The organism is Candidatus Allofontibacter sp. (assembly GCF_040404065.1).
GTDB lineage: Bacteria > Pseudomonadota > Alphaproteobacteria > Pelagibacterales > Pelagibacteraceae > Fontibacterium.
Genome location: NZ_JBBAJM010000001.1, coordinates 146,477 through 165,000 on the forward strand (window position 1 = coordinate 146,477; position 18,524 = coordinate 165,000).

Here is an 18,524-nt window from a genome sequence, read left to right on the forward strand (position 1 = left end):
TTTATTTTTATTTCTTTTTAATAATGTTGCAATAATGACACATATGAATTTTGATAGTAAAATGAGCAAAAAAACGATTTTTAAGCTATAATATTACTATGTTTTCCATGAAAAATATTATTTTCCTAATAACTTTATCATTAACAATTATAGGTTGCGCTAAATATGATCCTGTAACTGGTGAAAAAGTAATAATTGAACCAAACCCTCAGAAAAAAGCTGAAGAATTTAGAGATAAAAAGGGTGGAATATTTGGGGACATAAATAATTCTAAAAAAAATAGCACCACATTCGATTTTGCAACTTCAAATGTTTTATGGAGAGCAACTTTAAAAAGTTTAGATTTTTTACCTTTATTGAACGCAGATTATTCTGGCGGAGTTATAGTTTATGATTGGTACTCTGAAAATTTAAATTCTAATGAGCAAGTTAAACTTACGGTAAGATTTCTTAGCAACGAATTAAGATCTGACTCAATTCAAGTGACAGCTCATAAAAAAGTTTGCGATGAAAATAATAAATGTACAACGACCAAGCTGAATAATAATCTTCCTCAAGAGATTAAAGATAAAATTCTATTTTCTGCTAGATCGATGAGAGTAGAAGATTTAAAAAATCAACCTAAAGATTAAAAGTTTTAAAATAAAGTTTTAGTAATGGATAATTATAATCCCTTGCCTGTAGAAAAAAAATGGCAAGAGTCTTTTGAAAAAAACAAAGTATTTAAGACAAAAAGCGAAAAAAACAAAAAATTTTATTGTTTAGAGATGTTTCCTTATCCATCAGGAAATATTCATATGGGTCACGTTAGAAATTATACCCTGGGTGATGTCATAGCTAATTTTAAAAGATTAAATGGTTATAATGTTCTTCATCCAATGGGTTGGGATGCTTTTGGCTTACCTGCCGAGAATGCCGCCATACAAAATAATCTACATCCGCAGGAATGGACTTTAAAAAATATTTCAACAATGAAATCTCAACTAAAACGTCTTGGTTTGTCTATTGATTGGGACAAAGAATTATCTACCTGTGATGAAAAATATTACAAACACCAACAAATAATATTTTCCAATTTTTTTAAAAATAATCTTGTCTACAAAAAAGAAAGTTATGTTAATTGGGACCCTGTCGACAACACAGTTCTTGCAAATGAACAGGTTATTGATGGAAAAGGTTGGAGATCAGGAGCTACGGTTGAGAGAAAGAAACTAAGCCAATGGTTTCTAAATATCACCAAATACTCTGATGAGTTATTAAATTCATTAGAAAATTTAAAAGGTTGGCCCGAAAAAGTAAAATTAATGCAAAAAAACTGGATTGGAAAATCCGAAGGTTGTGAAATCGATTTTACTACAGACTACAAGGACACCAAAATTAAAATTTTTACAACAAGACCAGATACAATCTTTGGAGCTTCTTTTATAGCAATTGCTCCTGACCATCCATTTACTGAATCTTTTAAAGATGAAAAAAATTTCAAAGATTTTAAAAATACTGCTTTAAAAAATATTAGAATTGAATCTGAATTATCAAAAAATGAAAAGCTTGGATTTAAAACATCATTTTCTGTTTTTCATCCTTTTTCAAATAAAAAAATACCTATTTACGTCGCTAATTTCATTCTCATGGACTATGGCACGGGAGCTATTTTTGGCTGCCCTGCTCATGATCAAAGAGATCTAGAATTTGCCATAAAATATGATCTGGAAATACTTCCGGTCGTAACTCCAGATAAATCTAAAGCCATTAATATTAAAGACCAGGCTTATACTGAAGATGGTTATATTGTTAATTCAGAATTTATTAACGATTTAACAATTGAAGAAGCTAAAAGAAAAATTATTCAAAAATTAGAAGAAAAAAAAATCGGTAAATCTAAAATAACATATCGTCTTAAAGACTGGGGCGTATCAAGACAAAGATATTGGGGATGTCCAATTCCTATCATGTACAGAGAAGATGGTAAAATTATATTAGTACCTGAAAAAGATCTTCCCGTAACCCTACCTAAGGATATTGATTTTAATAAACCTGGTAACCCATTAGAAAACCATCCAACATGGAAGTACACAAAATGCCCTGAAACGGGAATGAAAGCAATTAGAGAAACGGATACTCTAGATACTTTCGTAGACTCTTCTTGGTATTTTTTACGCTTTTGCTCGCCTCAAGAAAATAACAAACCTTTTAATACAGATGAAGCCAATTACTGGATGCCGGTTGATCAATATATTGGCGGCGTAGAACACGCTATATTACATCTACTCTATTCAAGATTTTTTACTTTAGCCTTAAAAAATGAATTTAAATTAAAAGTATCAGAGCCATTTGAAAATTTGTTTACTCAAGGAATGGTATGTCACCCAACTTTTAAAACTAAAGAAGGAAAATGGATTTTTCCAAAAGATGTTATTGAGGAAAACGGAGGTTTCTTCCTAAAAAATAAAGAAAAAGTTTTAAAAGGCGATAGTCAGGCCATGTCGAAATCAAAAAAAAATATTATTGATCCTGACGATATTATTAAAATTTATGGATCTGACAGTGTGAGATGGTTTATTTTATCAGATAGCCCCCCAGATAGAGGTATCCAATGGAGCGATAGTGGAATTCAAGGGGCATTTAAATATATCCAAAAAATCTGGAGGACATATGAAAAAATCAAAATATATAAAAAAGTAAAAGATGAAAAAGAAAATAAATTTTTTGTAAGCACTAATCTTTTAATTAAAGAAGTTACGGATTGCATAGAAAAGTTCCATATCAATGTGGCTGTGGCCAAACTTTATGTTTTTTTAAATAATATTAATGAACAAATTGAGATGAAGACTTTAGAAAAAGAAGAAATTATAAATGTATATAAACAATACCTAATTATTATATCTGTATTTATCCCTTATATTGCTAATGAATGCTGGCAAAAAATTACAGGAAAAGATGATCTTGTTAATCAAGAATGGCCAAAAATTAAGGATTCTCTATTAAAAAAAGATAATTTTGAAATTGTAGTTCAAATAGATGGTAAAAAAAGAGCAATTATTAATGCGACTGATAACGAGAACGAAGACAGTATTTTTAGCAAATCATTAGCAATTAAAAATATTAAAGTTATATTAGATGAAAAAATTATTGTTAAAAAAATCTTTATAAAAAATAAACTACTTAATATTGTAACAAATGATAAATAAAATTATTGTAACTTTCATAGTATCGATTTTTATTTATCAATGTGGATTTTCACCAATATATGTTGGAAATCCAAAGTCAGTTGTTGTTTCAAAAATGGAAATAATTGGCGATAAAAATCTAACATTTGAGCTAGAAAGAAGACTTAACTTTACAAGAGATGAGAAATCAACAAAGGCTTATGTCTTTAAAGCCCAAATCTTCGACACAGCTGAAAACTCTTTAGTAGACTCTAGAGGAATAGCAACTGAACAGATAATTAGATTAACGGTCACTTATCAATTTCTGGATAAAGATGGAACCGTAGTTTATCAAGACTCTGTTTCTAAAGACAAAAGAGTGGCTGTAACAGACAATATCTCGAGTAATATTTTAGTTAAAGATAACGAGAAAAAATTATTACTAGATGGAATTATTCAAAATATCTTATTTAAATCGAAGCTCTCATTAAATTAAGTGTTCCGATGTTGTTAAAATCACAAGAATTAAGTCTTAAAAAAAAAGATTTTTTTAAAGGAAAAATAATTCTTTTATATGGAGAAAATCAAGATTTAATTAAAGATTTAAATCAACAAATCATTAATATTTTTTTAGATGAAAAGAGAGCAGCACGAAATATTTTTGAGGAAGATGTAATTAAAAGTCCAGAAAATATTACTAATTATTATCTCAATGGCTCCTTATTTGATGATAATAAGAATATTTTAGTCATCAAAAATTGCTCTGACAAAATACTAGATATAATTAATAAAGTTAAAAATAATATAAGTGATAATCTTATTATTTTAAACTCTGAGTTACTGTTAAAAAATTCTAAATTAAGACAGTTCGGAGAATACGATAAATTAGCAATTTGCATTCCTTGTTATCAAGAAAATAAATTTGATATAAAAAAATTTCTTATCCAGCAAATACAAATAAATAAAATTCAATTATCAGATTCTCAAATTGAAATAATTATTAATTCAGCTTCTTTAAAAAGATCAAAAATTAAAGAAGTCGTAGAAAAATTAAATTTATATAAAAGTTCTAAAAAAATTACTGACCAAGTAATTGAGGAAATTTGTACTGACCCGGACTTGCAAAAAAATGATGAAATTATTGATATTTTGCTATCAAAAAAAGAAAGTTATATTAATGAATTTATATCTAACATGTCTAATTATGATAAAAATTTTATAGAAATAATTATTATTCTTAGATCGTTTATAATTAAAATTTTAGAAATACAAAAAAATAACAAAAATCTCTCAATAGATGAAAAAATTGAGCAATACAAACCGCCTATTTTTTGGAAAGACAAAGACAGAATAAAAAATATTTTAAAGCTTTGGAAGATTAATGATCTTGAGAAATTTTTAAGTAATTTGAATAAAATCGAAACAGACTTTAAAAAAATTGATTTAAACCAAGATACTCAATTTTATTACTTTTTATCTCAAAATTTATCTAAAATGTCTTTTAAGAACACTAATAACTTTATTTAATTGATCTAAATTTTTGTAAGAAAATTTAATCTCTCCTGAGTTATTTTTTTTATTTTTAATATCAACATTAATACCCATTAAAAGTTCTAATTCTCTCTCTAATGATTTTATATTTGTATCCTTATTATTTGCCTTAGCTCTCTTTAAGCCCCCAAAAGCTTGTTCTTTTTTGACGAAAAATTCAGCCTGCCTTACGGAAAGATTTTTATTAACTATGACTTTTGCAAGTTTAATATTATTAGGTACGTTAACTAAACATCTTGCATGACCCGCTGTTAATAATCCATCAGAAATCATTTTTTGTATCTCTTCAGGTAAATTGGCAAGTCTTAACGTGTTAGCTATATGACTTCTGCTCTTTCCAAGAATTTTTGACAATGTCTCTTGGGAATAGCCGTACTGTTTTACTAAATTGTCATAACCCAAAGCTTCTTCTATGCCATTCAAATCTGTCCTTTGAATATTTTCTAATATTGCAAATTCCAAAGATTTTTTATCATCAACATCCAAAACAATAACCGGCACTTCATGAACTTTTGCAAGTTGAGCGGCTCTCCATCTTCTTTCTCCTGCAATTATTTCATACTTATCTACTGATTTTTTTCTGACTAATATTGGCTGAATAATTCCCTGCTCTTTAATTGATTCTGATAACTCATTTAGCAAATCTTGATTAAAATTTTTTCTTGGTTGAGATGCATTTGGATATATAAAATGTATAGGTACTTTTTCTGAAGAATTATTGTTCTGAATATTTTCAGGAGTCACATCACCCATTAGAGCTGACAAACCTTTTCCTAAACCTTTAAATTTATTTCCAATCATCTTAAGCTACTTTTTTCTCCTGTAAGTTTTCTCGACTTAAAAACTCCTCTACAAAATTATTATACGCTAAAGAACCAGCACAATATTTATCATACAAAATAACTGGCATTCCAAAAGATGGAGCCTCTGAAATCCTTACATTACGGGGAATATTTGTATTATAAACTTTATTTCCAAAGAAATTTCTTCCCTCTTTTTCAACGTCAGCGCAAAGTCTGTTTCGTTTATCATACATAGTCAAAACTATGCCTTGTATTTCTAAATTTGGATTTAAATTAATTTTAATACGATCAATAGTTTTGACTAATTGACTTAACCCCTCCAAGGCAAAAAATTCTGTTTGCAGAGGAACAACTAATGAATGAGAAACAACTAATGACATAATTGTAAGCAGACTAAGAGATGGAGGACAATCAATTATGATATAAGAAAATTTTTCTTTTTCTAAATTATTTATTGGGTCTTCAATAATATTTTTTAATAAAAAAGCTTTTTGAGAATTATTTGCAACTTCAGTTTCAAGACCTGAGAGATCAGCATTGGCTGAAATGATGCTTAAATTTTCTATTTTAGTTTTCTTTATACACTCAAGAAAAGAATCTTTTTTTATAAGTAAGTCATAGATTGATTTATCCCTTTCACTTTGACTAATACCGACACCAGTTGAAGCATTACCTTGAGGGTCCAGATCAATAAGTAAAACTTTATAATTTTTTAAAGCAAGACCTGCAGCCAGATTTATTGCTGTCGTAGTTTTACCAACTCCCCCTTTTTGATTTATAACAGAAATTATCCTAGGCATTTACAACCTTAAGTTGTATATAGTTTAACATCTGTAATTTTAAGAATATAAGATTCATCAGAGGTAATACTTTTAAATTTTTCTATATTGAAAGTATATTTTTTTTTAGCCTCATCTATTTCTTGTTGATAAGTTTTTCCCTTTAAAAGGACTATTTCTTCAATTTTACTTATATTTTTAAATAATAGATCTAAGGTAGATAGAGTAGATTTGAATGCTCTAGAAACAACAGAGCTTTGATTGTTGAAATTATAATCTTCTAATTTTTTGCTATATATTTTTATTTTCAAATTTAACAAATTTGAAATATTTAACAAAAAATTAGATTTTTTATTACTTTTCTCTATTAATATTACTTTTCCATCTATTTTTTCATCTTCCATTAATAGCTTTATTATTAATCCTGGAAATCCAGCTCCTGAACCTAAATCGACAATATCTAATTTTTTATTAATTATATTGTATATTTGAGCAGAATCTAAAAAATGTCTAGAATATATGCTATTTTCTGTAGTTTTTCCTATTAAATTTAACTTTTTATTAGATAATATTAAAAAATCCTTATATATTTTTAGTTTATCTATTGTTTCACGTGAAACATTGAATTTTTTAATAAAAAATTCAACATTATCATCCATATATCTATGATGCTTTTCTAAGAGTGTTTTTACAATAAATCATAAGAATATTAACAGCTGCAGGAGTAACACCATCTATTCTAAGTGCCTGACCAAATGTTAACGGACTAATATCTTTTAATTTTCTTTTTATTTCATTAGAAAGACCAGAAATTGAATCATAATCTATATTTTTAGGAATTATAAGATTTTCATCCTTTTCGAAAATGCTAATGTCTCTTTTTTGCTGATCTATATAACCACTATAATGAGATTCTGTTTTTATTAAATCTTCAATTTCGTCATCATATTTAGGTATATCAGAAAAGATACTTCTAATTTTTTCTAAGGTCACATCCTTGAACTTCAAAATTTGTAAAAGCGATTTTTTTCTTCCGTCTTGAGAAATCTTAATTCCGTTTTTCTTTAAAACCGTTGGAGAAACAACTTTACCAGATAGAATAGCTTTAAAATCATTTAAGTTATTGATTTTATTGACAAATTTTGATTTTCGATCTGCAGCTATAAAATTATTTTTAATAGCTAGTGGAGTTAACCTTAGATCAGCATTATCAGATCGTAGAGTTAATCTATATTCTGCTCGAGATGTAAACATTCTGTATGGCTCGCTAACACCTTTGGTTATCAAATCATCAATCATAACTCCAATATAAGACTGAGATCTTTCAAATTTTATTGGTTCTAAATTTTTAACTGACTGAGCTGCATTGAGACCGGCAACGATTCCTTGAGCAGCAGCTTCTTCATAACCTGTGGTTCCATTTATTTGTCCTGCAAGATATAAATCTTCAATTTTTTTTGTCTTAAGAGTGAAATCTAGCTCAGTAGGAAACACATAATCATACTCAATTGCGTAACCTGGCCTAATCATTCTAACATTCTCTAAACCATTGATTTTAAATAATATTTCTTGTTGTATTTCCTTCGGAAGTGATGTTGAGATCCCATTCGGGTAAACTATATTTGTACTAAGACTTTCCGGTTCTAAAAAAATTTGATGTCTTTGCTTATCTTTAAATTTTACAATTTTATCTTCTATAGAAGGGCAATATCTTGGTCCGACACTGATTATTGATCCTGAGTACATTGCACTTTTTTTTAAGTTCTTTTCAATAATGCGATGAACTTCTTCATTAGTATAAGTGATCCCACAAGAAATTTGTTTGGCATTTATTTTTTTAGTTAAATAAGAGAAAAAATAAGGTTTACTATCCGCTCCCTGCATTTCTAAATTTTCATAATTAATAGTTGTTCCATCGAGTCTTGGTGGAGTTCCTGTTTTTAATCTACCAATTCTGAAATTTAACTTTTTTAACTGCTCACTTAAGCCTAAAGTTGGCTTCTCATTTATACGACCTGCTGAAATTTTTTCATCACCAATATGGATAAGTCCATTTAAAAAAGTTCCAGTTGTTAAAATATATTTCTTAGCAGAAAATGAATTTCCAGACTGTGTCGCGACTGAAATAATGTTATTTTTATTAAATTCAAACTTTACAATTGGATCATAAAAAAGACTTAAATTACAATAGTTTAAAAGCATTTTTTGCATATATTTTTTATAGAGTTCTCTATCAGACTGCGTTCTGGGCCCTCTAACGGCATGACCTCTGCTGCTATTTAATAATCTGAATTGAATTCCAGATTGGTCTGCAACAACTCCCATGATGCCATCTAATGCATCTATTTCTCTAACTAAGTGACCTTTTCCTAAGCCTCCGATTGCAGGATTGCATGACATTTCACCAACTGTAGAAAGGGAATTTGTAATAAGGGCAGTATGAACTCCTGAACGCGCAGCAGCAGCAGCAGCTTCACAACCAGCGTGTCCTGCACCAATGACTATTACATCAAATTTTTTTTCTGAATTCATGGAGGGTTTATATATCTCATTAACCCAAAAGATAAGTTATTTTATGCTACTTTCCGATGCAAAAATCTTTGAAAATTCTGTCTAATAATTCTTCAACATTAACATAACCAAGGATCTCACCTAGGCTTCTAGTCGCCAATCTAAGATCTTCAGCTGCCAAATCTATTTGATTAATAGATGTTTTTTTAAGAGATTTATTAATAAAAAACATAGCATTTTCAAGGCTTTTTATATGTCTTTGTCTTGAAACAATATTATCTTCATTAAGTACAAAATGCTGATCAATTTCTTTAGATATAATTTTAATAAGGTTAGAAATTCCGATATTTTTCTTTGCAGAAATTTTGATGGGTTTATATATTTTTTTTTTAAAAATATTTTTTGAAGATTTTATATCAATTTTGTTTAAAACTAAAATTGACTTTGAATCATACAACCTTAAAATTTTTTTATCTATTTTTTTTGTTTGATCAAAAATTATTAATTTTAAATCAGAATTTTCTAAGTTCTTTTTAGTTAAGGAAATACCTTTTTTCTCAATAACATTTTTTGATTTTCTTAAACCAGCGGTATCAAAAAATCTAACTAACTTTCCATTTAGCATAATGCTTGTCTCAATGATATCCCTTGTTGTTCCTGGGACACTAGAGACAATGGACACTTCTCGATTGGCTAAACAATTCATTAATGATGATTTTCCAGAATTAGTTGGACCTATAATTGAAATCTTAAAACCTTCTCTAATTTTTTCTGAATTCTTGCTTTTATAGATAATATTTTTAATTTTATTGTTTAAATTCAATAACTTAGGTCTATTTATTAAAAAGACATTATCTCCGACTTCATCATCTGAAAAATCTATAACAGCTTCATAATCTGAAAGAATTTTTATAATTTCATTTCTTAGATCATCATAAATTTTGGTTGTATCGTCATTCATAATCCTTAAGGCTTGTTTTCTCTGAAGTTCGGTTTCTGAGTTTATTAGATCAATCAAACTCTCTGCTTGGAGCAAGTTAATTTTTTTATTGAGAAGGGCAGTCTTAGTAAATTCTCCTGGCTTTGCTAATCTACAATTCTTAAATCCAGATAAAGTTTTTAAAAAATATTTAATTACTGCATTACTGCCATGCACATGAAATTCAACGACATCATCCCCTGTATAGCTATTAGGTTTAGGAAAAAATATATATATTCCATTGTCGATAATCTCCTTTTTTTGATCATAAAATGGACCGAAATTAGCTAACCTTGGCTTGATCTTTTTGATTTGAGTTATGCTCATAGCTATTTTAAGAGCATCCTTGCCAGACACCCTTATAACTGCCAAACCAGAAGTTCCTGGAGCTGTTGCTAGTGCAAATATTGACATAAAAAAATGATATGATTTACTTTTAATACAAATGTCAACTTTGCAGTTATCCTTTAAAACTAAATTTGGTTTTGTCTCGATTATAGAAAGAAAAGGTTATGTCGCTGATATTAATTTTAGCAAAAATGTTAAACAAAAAATAGACCCAAATAAATCTGCAATTAAGAACCAAATTAAAAAGTTCTTTGAAGGAAGGAAAAAAAAATTTAATTTTAAATGCAAAATTAATGGATCAACAATGCAACTGAAAGTATGGAAGGAAATAAAAAAAATCCCTTACGGAATGACGACCACCTATAACAATATCGCAAAAAAACTAAATTTACACCCAAGACAAATTGGAAGAATCTGTGGTGAAAATAAATTGCTCCTTCATATACCCTGTCATAGAGTTATAAGGTCCGATGGGAGTTTAGGAGGCTACTCATCAAAAGGAGGTATTTCTTTAAAGAAAAAAATATTAAAAATTGAAAAGTTAAATAAATAAACCTTTGTCAGCTACCTTGGCTAAATTATTTTTGATAAAATAATTCTTATCAATTATAGAAAGTGTATTTTTTCTCATAGAAGCATAGCCATCAATTTTAATATCAAATATTTTTCTTATTCCGTCTATTAAAGTTGTAAAAGCAAAATTATTTAATTTCACCTCATCTAAATATTTTTCTATAAAAATATTGTTACCAATCTCTAACCCCAAATCCTCAAAATCTTTAATAACCTTGACTAAAGAAAAAGCATTTCTTAAAGTCATATTCCATCCTTGCCCAGCTATAGGATGTATTTTAGAAGCAATGTCACCAAACAATAGTGTTCTTTTAAATTGTTTTAATTCATTAAAAACATAATCTAAATTAAATACACTAATGTCAGAAACAGAGTTGATACGCTTAAATAATTCTTTAAAATTTTTATTAAAAAAATTTAATAAATAATTCTTATTTGAAACATATTTCTTATTAAACGAGTCTTTTTTAATAGACCAAATAACAAAAGTTTTTTCGCTAGAAATAGGCAAAAAAGCCAAAGGTCCATCTTTTAAAAAAAACTGCCTAGCAGAATTATTTATAATTTTTTTATGACTTATACTAAAGACATAAGCATCTTCGTTATAAGATTTGTCTATAATTGTTTTTAAATTAATTTTTGGCAAAAGTTCAAGATTATTTCTGGAAGTTAAAATAACAAGACTATAATTTTTTTTAGAAAAATCTTCAAAAGTTATTGTTTTAAAAATATTATTATCGTTAATAGAAGAAATTTTTTTTTTTATAAAATTGATATTATTTAGATTTCTCAAATTTTTATTAAGGTCTGAAAGCAAAGTTGTGCTGTCAATTATATAAGCCAAAACTTTCTCTTTATTAGAAGATGAGAATTTTAAATCTTTTTCTAAATTAATTTCTGAATAAGAGTCGTATAAATAAATATTTTTAATTGGGTTTGATTTCTTCTTTATCTCCTTTAATCCAGAGTTATGTAATTGATCTAAGGAACTTTTGCTTAATGCCAGCTTAGTAGAAATTTTTTTTTTATAATTATCATCTACAATATCTATCTGAAGCTTAAACTTTGATAATAAATAAGCGATAGTCGAACCTGTTAATCCAGAACCGATAATACAAATTTTTTGAGAGTTTAGCATAGTAAGCTTTTGCTTTGGAATTCTATCAACTGAATATTAATGATACAAAGGTTTTAATTGTGATTCGCTAAGTAAAATATGGAAAAAATAATAACATTTATCAAATTAAAATTAATTGAACTTTCAGGCCTAATCATCATTTTTTCTGGTTTTGCATACTTTATTTCTTTAACAACCTACTCCGCCAATAATATTAGTTATATTTTTCCTGCTGAGAAAAATACCCATAATAAATTTTTTTCTTTTTTTTTCTATCTTTCTGATTTTTTTTTACAAGCCTTTGGGATTTTAGCCTTTTTAATATTTATTAATTTAATTATTTGGGGCGGGTACTTAATCTTAAGAAAAAAAATAGATAATTTTTTTATAAAATTATTATTTTTAATCTTATCAATAATTTTTGGTTCGCTATTCTTTGTAATAAATATTGAACAAAGTTTTTGGTTGCCAGATAATGGATTTGGTGGGTTTGTTGCTGGATTTATTTCTGAAAAAATTTCACTTAAAAATAACTCTTTTTCAATTTATTTTTCAGTTATATTTTTAAGTCTTTCAATTGGATTTTTTTATGTGAGCGCTGGATTAAATATTCAAGAATGGAAAATTGTTCTTATAAATATAAATAAGTTATTAAGTTTTTTTCCGAAACTATTATTCAAGCTTTATCTGAAAAGAAAAACTCCAGAGGAAAATATTACAAGTCTCTCTATTCAAGAAAATGTTCCTCAAAAAATTCAGGAAAATATACCTATGCAAGAACTATCTCCTCAACAACAATTGCCGTTGGAAAGTGTAAAAATTGAAAAGTCTTTAAATTTTAAAATGCCCCCTATAAAGCTTCTTGACGATCCAATAAAAATTGAAAACAAACTAGATGAAGAAAGCTATAAAACTCAGTCAAAATTTCTTGAGAATGTTTTGCTAGATTTTAGTATTTCTGGGGAAATAAAAAGAGTAAGTGCTGGACCAGTCGTAACTTTATATGAATTTGAACCAACAGCTGGAATTAAAACATCAAAAATTATAAATTTATCGGAAGATATCGCCAGAAATACTAGCTCTATCTCAACAAGAGTTGCAACGGTTCCAGGAAAAAGTACCATAGGAATAGAGATACCAAATAAAGTAAGAGAGAATGTTGCTTTAAAAGAAATAATTTCGAGCAAAGAATTTAACAATAAAGATATTAAGATTCCAATAACGCTTGGAAAAAGCATTGCTGGATTTCCAATTGTTGGTGATCTAGTTTCAATGCCTCATCTTTTAATTGCAGGGACAACTGGTTCTGGAAAATCTGTTTGTATTAATACTTTAATTTTATCAATTCTTTACAGACACAAACCTGATGATTGTAAGTTGATTATGATTGACCCAAAAATGTTAGAGCTCTCTATTTATCAAGGTATTCCACATCTATTAACACCTGTTATTACCGAACCTAAAAAGGCCACAACGGCTTTAAAATGGACCGTTAAAGAAATGGAAAAAAGATATCGAGAGATGACTGAAATCGGCGTTAGAAATATTTCTGGTTTTAATGAAAAAGCACCCTCTGAAAATAAGAGAAAGATGCCCTACATAGTTGTCATCGTTGATGAAATGGCAGACTTAATGATGATAGCAGGAAAAGAAATTGAAAATTACATACAAAGATTAGCTCAAATGGCAAGGGCTGCTGGAATTCATATAGTGATGGCAACTCAAAGACCAAGTGTTGATGTTATTACCGGAACAATTAAAGCCAATTTTCCAACCAGAATCTCATTTCAAGTAACATCAAAAATAGACAGTAGAACTATATTGGGAGAGCAGGGTGCTGAATTATTGCTTGGTAATGGCGATATGCTTTTTATGTCATCAGCAAGTCGAATAGTAAGAATTCATGGTCCTTATGTATCAGAAAAAGAAATAGAAAGAGTATCAACATTCTTAAGACTTCAAGGATCTCCAACTTACATTGAAGAAATTACTAAGATTGAAGAACAAGAAAACGATGAAGTTATCTTAAATTCTGAAGGAAAAGATGAGCTATATAATAAAGCAGTTGAAATAATTAGAGGCGAAGGCAAAGCATCAACTAGTTTTTTACAAAGAAAACTTGGCATTGGTTACAATAGAGCAGCTAGAATTATTGATCAAATGGAAGAGGAAAAAATAATTAGTCCAGCAAATCACGTAGGTAAAAGAGAAATTTATTAGAATACATGAATAAATTTTTTTGCATTGTTTTAACAATGCTAATTTTGGTTACAAACGCAGGTGCTTCAGAGAAAGAAAAAATAATTGAAAATTTAAAAAAAATAAATTCTATTAGATTTAATTTTACGCAGATATCAAGTGATGCAATAGAAAGTGGTAATTGCGTTGTTGTTTATCCAAAAAAAATGCACTGTTTTTATAAAGAAGAAGATAAAGAAATTATTGTTAATGATGACAATTTATTTTTAATAAATAGAAAAGAAAACAAAAACTATAACTACAATATTAAAGATACCCCTTTAGGAGTTATATTGGACAAAGAAAATATCTTAGAACAATTATCTAAAATAGAAAAATTTATTAGAATACAAAATAATATAATTACAACAATAAATCTAAATGCTCAAGAAAGTATTGATCTGTATTTTGACTCTGAAAGAATGAATATTTCAGGATGGAAAATTAAAAATTATGACCAATCTAGTCTAGAATTTCTAATGAAAGACATTTCAATAAACATTAATACAAAGGATAAATTTGATATTCCGATAATAAAAAATTAAAGATTTTCAGGATTAAAATATATTTTTTCTGTTTTAAAAATCTTCATACCTCTTGCAATATAATTTTTTAAAGCATTAGGGTGATCAAGAGTGCAAGTATGAACCCATACTTTGTCAATATTCCCTGCAAATGCTGTTAGTATCGCATCAGTTAATAAATATCCTCCGATTCCTTTGCCATAAAGTTCTTTAAATATCCCAAAGTAAGGAATCTCTGTTGAGTTGGTATTTATGTCATATAGCAGTTCATAATAACCTGCTAAATTATTCTTATATTTTAAAACATATAATTTAAAAAAATTATTATTAATATAGTCTAGCCATTGTTGATCACTCCATCTTAGTCTATCTCTCCAAAAAAAATCTTTTCCTACTTCTTTATAAAGAAACTTACAAAAATCTGGTGTAGGACATTTTTCAAGAAAAATTTCTAAATCAGTTTCTGTGCAATTAGACTTAATTAAATTATTTTTTGAAAAAATATCTAGATAAAATCTATCTATCGTCCTGTCCATATTATTTATGGATCATTCTTCCCAATTTTTCTCCACCAAAAATATGAAAGTGTAAATGAGGAACTTCCTGTCCTCCGTCTTTTCCATTATTACCTAAGTACCTGTAGCCAGAAATGGCTACACCCAAAATGTTAGCAACTTTACCTAACGCTCTAATTAATCCTTCAATTTCTTCCCCTTTAGCATTAGCGGTAAAATCATTCATATCAACATAGGCACCTTTGGGAATCACCAATGCATGAATCTTAGCCTGAGGATTGATATCTTTAAATGCAAGTACAAATTTATCTTCGTAAATTTTATCACAAGGAATTTCTGCTCGTAAAATTTTTGCAAAAATATTATTTTTATCGTACATTTTTTTTTCTATTTTTTTTTTCTTGAATACCAGAGATTTTTTTACGCTTTTTTAGCTCACCCAAAATAGAACTAAAAGAAACCCTCTTAAACTCTAAAAGAACTAAAAAATGATACAAAAGGTCTGCGGCTTCATGTTTGATATGTTTTTTATTTTTATAATGAGATGCTTTAAATAATTCTTTTGCTTCTTCTAAGAACTTTTTTAAAGAAATATTATTTTTTCCTTTAATTAAAGTTGCGGTATAAGAAATTTTAGGGTCTTTTTTTTTGTTCTTTTTTATTTGAACAATTAGATCTTTTAAAGTTTTAAACATATCTAATTAATTATTTTCTTTTTTATAAAAATCTACAATTTTATTCAAACAATCTATTAAATCTTTCGAAAAGGTAGTCGAGTCAAACAATACTGATTTTCTGGATGAAGCTCTCAAGTGTGACCTTGCATCATTTAATAAATTAAAGTTGTTAGAATATTTTAGTACCTTTGAAATGTAATCTTTGGTGTTATAGGCTATCCAGTCATTCATATGTAAATTTTTATTTATACTTTCTCCACAACGGGCAACAAATCTATCGCTACTAAGCGTTAAAAGAGGAACGCACATCCAGCTTAGTTCGAAACTGGTTGTGCCTCCATTCCATGGAAATGGATCGAGAGCTATATCAATTAAATTATATTTTTTTAAAGTATCTTCTCTTGAAGAGTCACCCTCCAAAATTAATCTGTCTTCATTAATATTATTCTTTTTAAATTTTTGAATTAAAATATCTCTAGAAAAACTATTATCTAACTGAGAATTTTTAATAATTAATTTTGAATTTGGACTATTATTTAAGATATTTGCCCATACATTTATTACTTCATCAGTAATCTTATTTAAATTATTAAAAGATCCATATGTAATATAGCCATTTTTTATTGCAGGAGTTTCAACAGTATCGATTTGAGGTAGATTCGAAGTGGATAAATGACACCAAATATTAGGTAAATTTATAATCTTCTCAGAAAAATATTCTTTTGTATCCGGAGGTGTTACGTATGGATCTCCAATTATATAATCTATCTCTTTAATTCCAGTGCTTGCTAAAAAAGCAGCCCAGGATAATTGAATTGGTGCGGCTCTATTAGCAAATATTTCTAGATTGTTATCATTGGTATGACCAGACATGTCTATAAGCAAATCTACATTATCTAATTTTATTAGATTAAGAATTTCTTGCGTATTTAACTTAAAAACTTTTTCCCATTTTGTTACATTTTTTTTTATTTGTTCTGACAAATTATCTTCTAAAGGATTATTTAAATAAGCATAAACATCAAAATTACTTAATTTTAATTTTGGTACTAGATCTAATAAAAAATAACCTACAGGATGATTTCTAAAATCAGCACTAATAAGCCCCAAGCGAAGCTTCTTTTTAGAAAAATCTATTTTATTACATTGATGATCTAAGTTCTGAATATTTTTTCTAAATTCCGTTGTCCATAATTGATAGTCCTTAAAATCATAGTGAGTGTATGGAAAGGCTCCTAAGTACCTACTAAAAATTTTTAGATTACTTTTTTTATTCTCAACAGCTTTTTGCATATAGTTTTTGCTAATAACTGCATCACCTAATTCAGAAAATACTATAGCTATATTTTGATATAGCGACGATAATTCTCCATTAAATTTTAGGGCCTCTCGAAAGTATTCCAAAGCCTCTTTAAGATTCTTAGATTTTAAATAAATAACGCCAAGATTATTATGAGTAATATTTAGTTTGTCTTTATTAAACATAAGAGCAATTTTATAATTTTTTATTGCTTCATCTTGGTTATTTAATTTTTCATATGTCATGCCTAATTGATGATATGCATAATAAAAATTGGGTTGGATATCTGAAGCTTTTTTAAAAAATTCTAGTGCCTTGTCATATTCTGCATTTTCAAAGTTAATAAACCCTAGGTTATAATGAGATAAATAATCATCTGCATTTTTATTTATTAACTCCAAAAATATTTGCTCTGCCTTTGAATAAGATTTTTTTTTAGATAGCAAACAACCTAAATTAAATTTAGCTTCTAAAAAATTATTATCTAAATCTAACGATTTTGTATAATTTTTCTCAGCCTCTTCGAGATCACCTAATTCTTGGTTGGCATAACCAAGCATATTAAAATAATAATGATCTTTGTGTTCTTCATTAAAAGCTAATAATTTATTTTTTAATGAAAAAAAATCTTTTTTGTTCGCTAACTCTGTGATTTCTTTTATTGAATCTTTATTTTCTTTCAATTTATGCTCTCACGTTTTTTAAAGTCTAATTGGAATACCTTTAGAAGCTAAAAATTGCTTAGCTTCTAAAATAGAATATTCTCCATAATGAAAAATTGATGCAGCTAAAACCGCACTGGCTAATCCGTCATTAAACCCTTGATATAAATGATCTAAATTACCAACTCCACCAGATGCAATAATTGGTATCGATACTAAATTTGATACCTTTCTAGTTAACTCTAAATCATAGCCTGTCTTGGTCCCATCTCTGTCCATGGAGGTTAAAAGAATTTCACCTGCTCCATTTTTTTCTGCAATCTTTGCATATTCCATAACATCGATACCTGTTGAGTTTCTTCCTCCATGAGTAAAGATTTCCCATTTATTATTGGCCACTTTCTTTGCATCAATTGCAATAACTATACATTGTGATCCAAATCTAATGGAGCTTTCTTTAATAAAATTATGATTTTTTACTGCTGCAGTATTAATTGAAACCTTATCAGCTCCTGCAAGTAAAAGGCTTTTGATATCTTCAATACTGGCTACACCTCCTCCAACGGTTAAGGGGATAAAACAATTTTTTGCTGTTTCACTTACCTTGCTTAATAAAGTTTTTCTATTCTCGTTCGATGCCGTTATATCTAAAAAACATATTTCATCAGCTCCACCCTTGTCATATATTTTTGCTTGCTCGACTGGATCCCCAGCATCTTTCAAATCTGTAAAATTAATGCCTTTTACAACTCTGCCATCTTTAACATCAAGACAAGGTATAATTCTTTTTTTAAGCATTTT

The 18,524-nt window shown here is 27.9% G+C and carries 18 protein-coding genes; 7 read left to right on the forward strand and 11 right to left on the reverse strand.

All coding sequences use genetic code 11. The features are described 5' to 3' along the window. Positions 1-107 precede the first annotated feature (107 nt). From AC8IG9_RS00740 to AC8IG9_RS00755, 4 genes are read left to right on the forward strand one after another with little or no spacing between them, the layout of a single operon-like run. A complete protein-coding gene (locus tag AC8IG9_RS00740; protein ID WP_507424915.1) occupies positions 108-632 on the forward strand; it encodes a DUF3576 domain-containing protein in 525 nt (174 codons plus the stop codon). Between the two features lie 24 nt (positions 633-656). Further along, positions 657-3,188: a leucine--tRNA ligase gene (gene leuS / locus AC8IG9_RS00745; RefSeq protein WP_507424916.1), complete on the forward strand. Its 2,532-nt coding sequence runs from the start codon at positions 657-659 to the stop codon at positions 3,186-3,188. Beyond that, positions 3,178-3,642, forward strand: a complete 465-nt coding sequence (locus tag AC8IG9_RS00750) for a hypothetical protein (RefSeq protein WP_507424917.1) — start codon at positions 3,178-3,180, stop codon at positions 3,640-3,642. The genes leuS and AC8IG9_RS00750 overlap by 11 nt, the downstream gene beginning before the upstream one ends. A gap of 8 nt (positions 3,643-3,650) precedes the next feature. Further along, a complete protein-coding gene (locus AC8IG9_RS00755; RefSeq protein WP_507424918.1) occupies positions 3,651-4,673 on the forward strand; it encodes a DNA polymerase III subunit delta in 1,023 nt (340 codons plus the stop codon). Here the strand turns inward: AC8IG9_RS00755 and AC8IG9_RS00760 are convergent. The 5 genes from AC8IG9_RS00760 to mnmE are packed head-to-tail and all read right to left on the reverse strand — an operon-like array spanning position 4,632 to position 10,183. Next, positions 4,632-5,498: a ParB/RepB/Spo0J family partition protein gene (locus AC8IG9_RS00760; protein WP_507424919.1), complete on the reverse strand. Its 867-nt coding sequence runs from the start codon at positions 5,496-5,498 to the stop codon at positions 4,632-4,634. The two genes, AC8IG9_RS00755 and AC8IG9_RS00760, sit on opposite strands and share 42 nt — an antisense overlap. Position 5,499: 1 nt before the next feature. Beyond that, entirely contained in the window at positions 5,500-6,300 is an 801-nt protein-coding gene (locus AC8IG9_RS00765; RefSeq protein WP_507424920.1) for a ParA family protein, read from the reverse strand. A gap of 8 nt (positions 6,301-6,308) precedes the next feature. Continuing rightward, positions 6,309-6,938: a 16S rRNA (guanine(527)-N(7))-methyltransferase RsmG gene (rsmG, locus tag AC8IG9_RS00770; RefSeq protein ID WP_507424921.1), complete on the reverse strand. Its 630-nt coding sequence runs from the start codon at positions 6,936-6,938 to the stop codon at positions 6,309-6,311. Positions 6,939-6,942: 4 nt separating this feature from the next. After that, entirely contained in the window at positions 6,943-8,811 is a 1,869-nt protein-coding gene (gene mnmG / locus AC8IG9_RS00775; protein WP_507424922.1) for a tRNA uridine-5-carboxymethylaminomethyl(34) synthesis enzyme MnmG, read from the reverse strand. A gap of 46 nt (positions 8,812-8,857) precedes the next feature. Continuing rightward, complete coding sequence (gene mnmE / locus AC8IG9_RS00780) at positions 8,858-10,183, reverse strand: tRNA uridine-5-carboxymethylaminomethyl(34) synthesis GTPase MnmE (RefSeq protein ID WP_507424923.1); 1,326 nt, start codon at positions 10,181-10,183, stop codon at positions 8,858-8,860. A gap of 31 nt (positions 10,184-10,214) precedes the next feature. On the opposite strand from mnmE, the gene AC8IG9_RS00785 reads away from it, so the two are divergent. Continuing rightward, positions 10,215-10,670: a methylated-DNA--[protein]-cysteine S-methyltransferase gene (locus AC8IG9_RS00785; protein ID WP_507424924.1), complete on the forward strand. Its 456-nt coding sequence runs from the start codon at positions 10,215-10,217 to the stop codon at positions 10,668-10,670. Here AC8IG9_RS00785 and AC8IG9_RS00790 read toward each other — a convergent pair. Next, positions 10,659-11,828, reverse strand: coding sequence for a Rossmann-fold NAD(P)-binding domain-containing protein (locus AC8IG9_RS00790; RefSeq protein ID WP_507424925.1), 1,170 nt, complete (start codon positions 11,826-11,828; stop codon positions 10,659-10,661). The two genes, AC8IG9_RS00785 and AC8IG9_RS00790, sit on opposite strands and share 12 nt — an antisense overlap. Before the next feature lie 78 nt (positions 11,829-11,906). On the opposite strand from AC8IG9_RS00790, the gene AC8IG9_RS00795 reads away from it, so the two are divergent. Next, positions 11,907-14,027, forward strand: a complete 2,121-nt coding sequence (locus AC8IG9_RS00795) for an FtsK/SpoIIIE family DNA translocase (RefSeq protein WP_507424926.1) — start codon at positions 11,907-11,909, stop codon at positions 14,025-14,027. Between the two features lie 5 nt (positions 14,028-14,032). Then, positions 14,033-14,590 (forward strand): LolA family protein, encoded by a 558-nt coding sequence (locus tag AC8IG9_RS00800; protein WP_507424927.1) that lies wholly within the window; start codon positions 14,033-14,035, stop codon positions 14,588-14,590. On the opposite strand, the gene AC8IG9_RS00805 is transcribed toward AC8IG9_RS00800, so the two are convergent. The 5 genes from AC8IG9_RS00805 to hisF are packed head-to-tail and all read right to left on the reverse strand — an operon-like array spanning position 14,587 to position 18,521. Beyond that, positions 14,587-15,105, reverse strand: coding sequence for a GNAT family N-acetyltransferase (locus tag AC8IG9_RS00805; RefSeq protein WP_507424928.1), 519 nt, complete (start codon positions 15,103-15,105; stop codon positions 14,587-14,589). The two genes, AC8IG9_RS00800 and AC8IG9_RS00805, sit on opposite strands and share 4 nt — an antisense overlap. Position 15,106: 1 nt before the next feature. Then, complete coding sequence (locus AC8IG9_RS00810) at positions 15,107-15,463, reverse strand: histidine triad nucleotide-binding protein (protein ID WP_507424929.1); 357 nt, start codon at positions 15,461-15,463, stop codon at positions 15,107-15,109. Then, complete coding sequence (gene hisE / locus AC8IG9_RS00815; protein WP_507424930.1) at positions 15,453-15,779, reverse strand: phosphoribosyl-ATP diphosphatase; 327 nt, start codon at positions 15,777-15,779, stop codon at positions 15,453-15,455. Before hisE ends, AC8IG9_RS00810 begins: the two co-directional genes overlap by 11 nt. A 6-nt stretch (positions 15,780-15,785) precedes the next feature. Beyond that, a complete protein-coding gene (locus AC8IG9_RS00820) occupies positions 15,786-17,744 on the reverse strand; it encodes an O-linked N-acetylglucosamine transferase, SPINDLY family protein (RefSeq protein WP_507424931.1) in 1,959 nt (652 codons plus the stop codon). A gap of 18 nt (positions 17,745-17,762) precedes the next feature. Beyond that, the gene (gene hisF, locus AC8IG9_RS00825; protein WP_507424932.1) at positions 17,763-18,521 is read right to left on the reverse strand and encodes an imidazole glycerol phosphate synthase subunit HisF; all 759 of its coding nucleotides are present in this window, start codon (positions 18,519-18,521) and stop codon (positions 17,763-17,765) included. Positions 18,522-18,524: the final 3 nt, after the last annotated feature.

Coding starts and splice junctions, on each gene's coding strand:
- AC8IG9_RS00810 (WP_507424929.1), bottom strand. CDS start 15,463: ATGTACGATAAAAATAATATTTTTGCAAAAATTTTACGAGCAGAAATT.
- AC8IG9_RS00765 (WP_507424920.1), bottom strand. CDS start 6,300: ATGCCTAGGATAATTTCTGTTATAAATCAAAAAGGGGGAGTTGGTAAA.
- mnmE (WP_507424923.1), bottom strand. CDS start 10,183: ATGTCAATATTTGCACTAGCAACAGCTCCAGGAACTTCTGGTTTGGCA.
- AC8IG9_RS00755 (WP_507424918.1), top strand. CDS start 3,651: ATGTTGTTAAAATCACAAGAATTAAGTCTTAAAAAAAAAGATTTTTTT.
- AC8IG9_RS00790 (WP_507424925.1), bottom strand. CDS start 11,828: ATGCTAAACTCTCAAAAAATTTGTATTATCGGTTCTGGATTAACAGGT.
- leuS (WP_507424916.1), top strand. CDS start 657: ATGGATAATTATAATCCCTTGCCTGTAGAAAAAAAATGGCAAGAGTCT.
- AC8IG9_RS00805 (WP_507424928.1), bottom strand. CDS start 15,105: ATGGACAGGACGATAGATAGATTTTATCTAGATATTTTTTCAAAAAAT.
- AC8IG9_RS00760 (WP_507424919.1), bottom strand. CDS start 5,498: ATGATTGGAAATAAATTTAAAGGTTTAGGAAAAGGTTTGTCAGCTCTA.
- AC8IG9_RS00795 (WP_507424926.1), top strand. CDS start 11,907: ATGGAAAAAATAATAACATTTATCAAATTAAAATTAATTGAACTTTCA.
- hisF (WP_507424932.1), bottom strand. CDS start 18,521: ATGCTTAAAAAAAGAATTATACCTTGTCTTGATGTTAAAGATGGCAGA.
- hisE (WP_507424930.1), bottom strand. CDS start 15,779: ATGTTTAAAACTTTAAAAGATCTAATTGTTCAAATAAAAAAGAACAAA.
- AC8IG9_RS00750 (WP_507424917.1), top strand. CDS start 3,178: ATGATAAATAAAATTATTGTAACTTTCATAGTATCGATTTTTATTTAT.
- mnmG (WP_507424922.1), bottom strand. CDS start 8,811: ATGAATTCAGAAAAAAAATTTGATGTAATAGTCATTGGTGCAGGACAC.
- AC8IG9_RS00785 (WP_507424924.1), top strand. CDS start 10,215: ATGTCAACTTTGCAGTTATCCTTTAAAACTAAATTTGGTTTTGTCTCG.
- AC8IG9_RS00800 (WP_507424927.1), top strand. CDS start 14,033: ATGAATAAATTTTTTTGCATTGTTTTAACAATGCTAATTTTGGTTACA.
- rsmG (WP_507424921.1), bottom strand. CDS start 6,938: ATGGATGATAATGTTGAATTTTTTATTAAAAAATTCAATGTTTCACGT.
- AC8IG9_RS00740 (WP_507424915.1), top strand. CDS start 108: ATGAAAAATATTATTTTCCTAATAACTTTATCATTAACAATTATAGGT.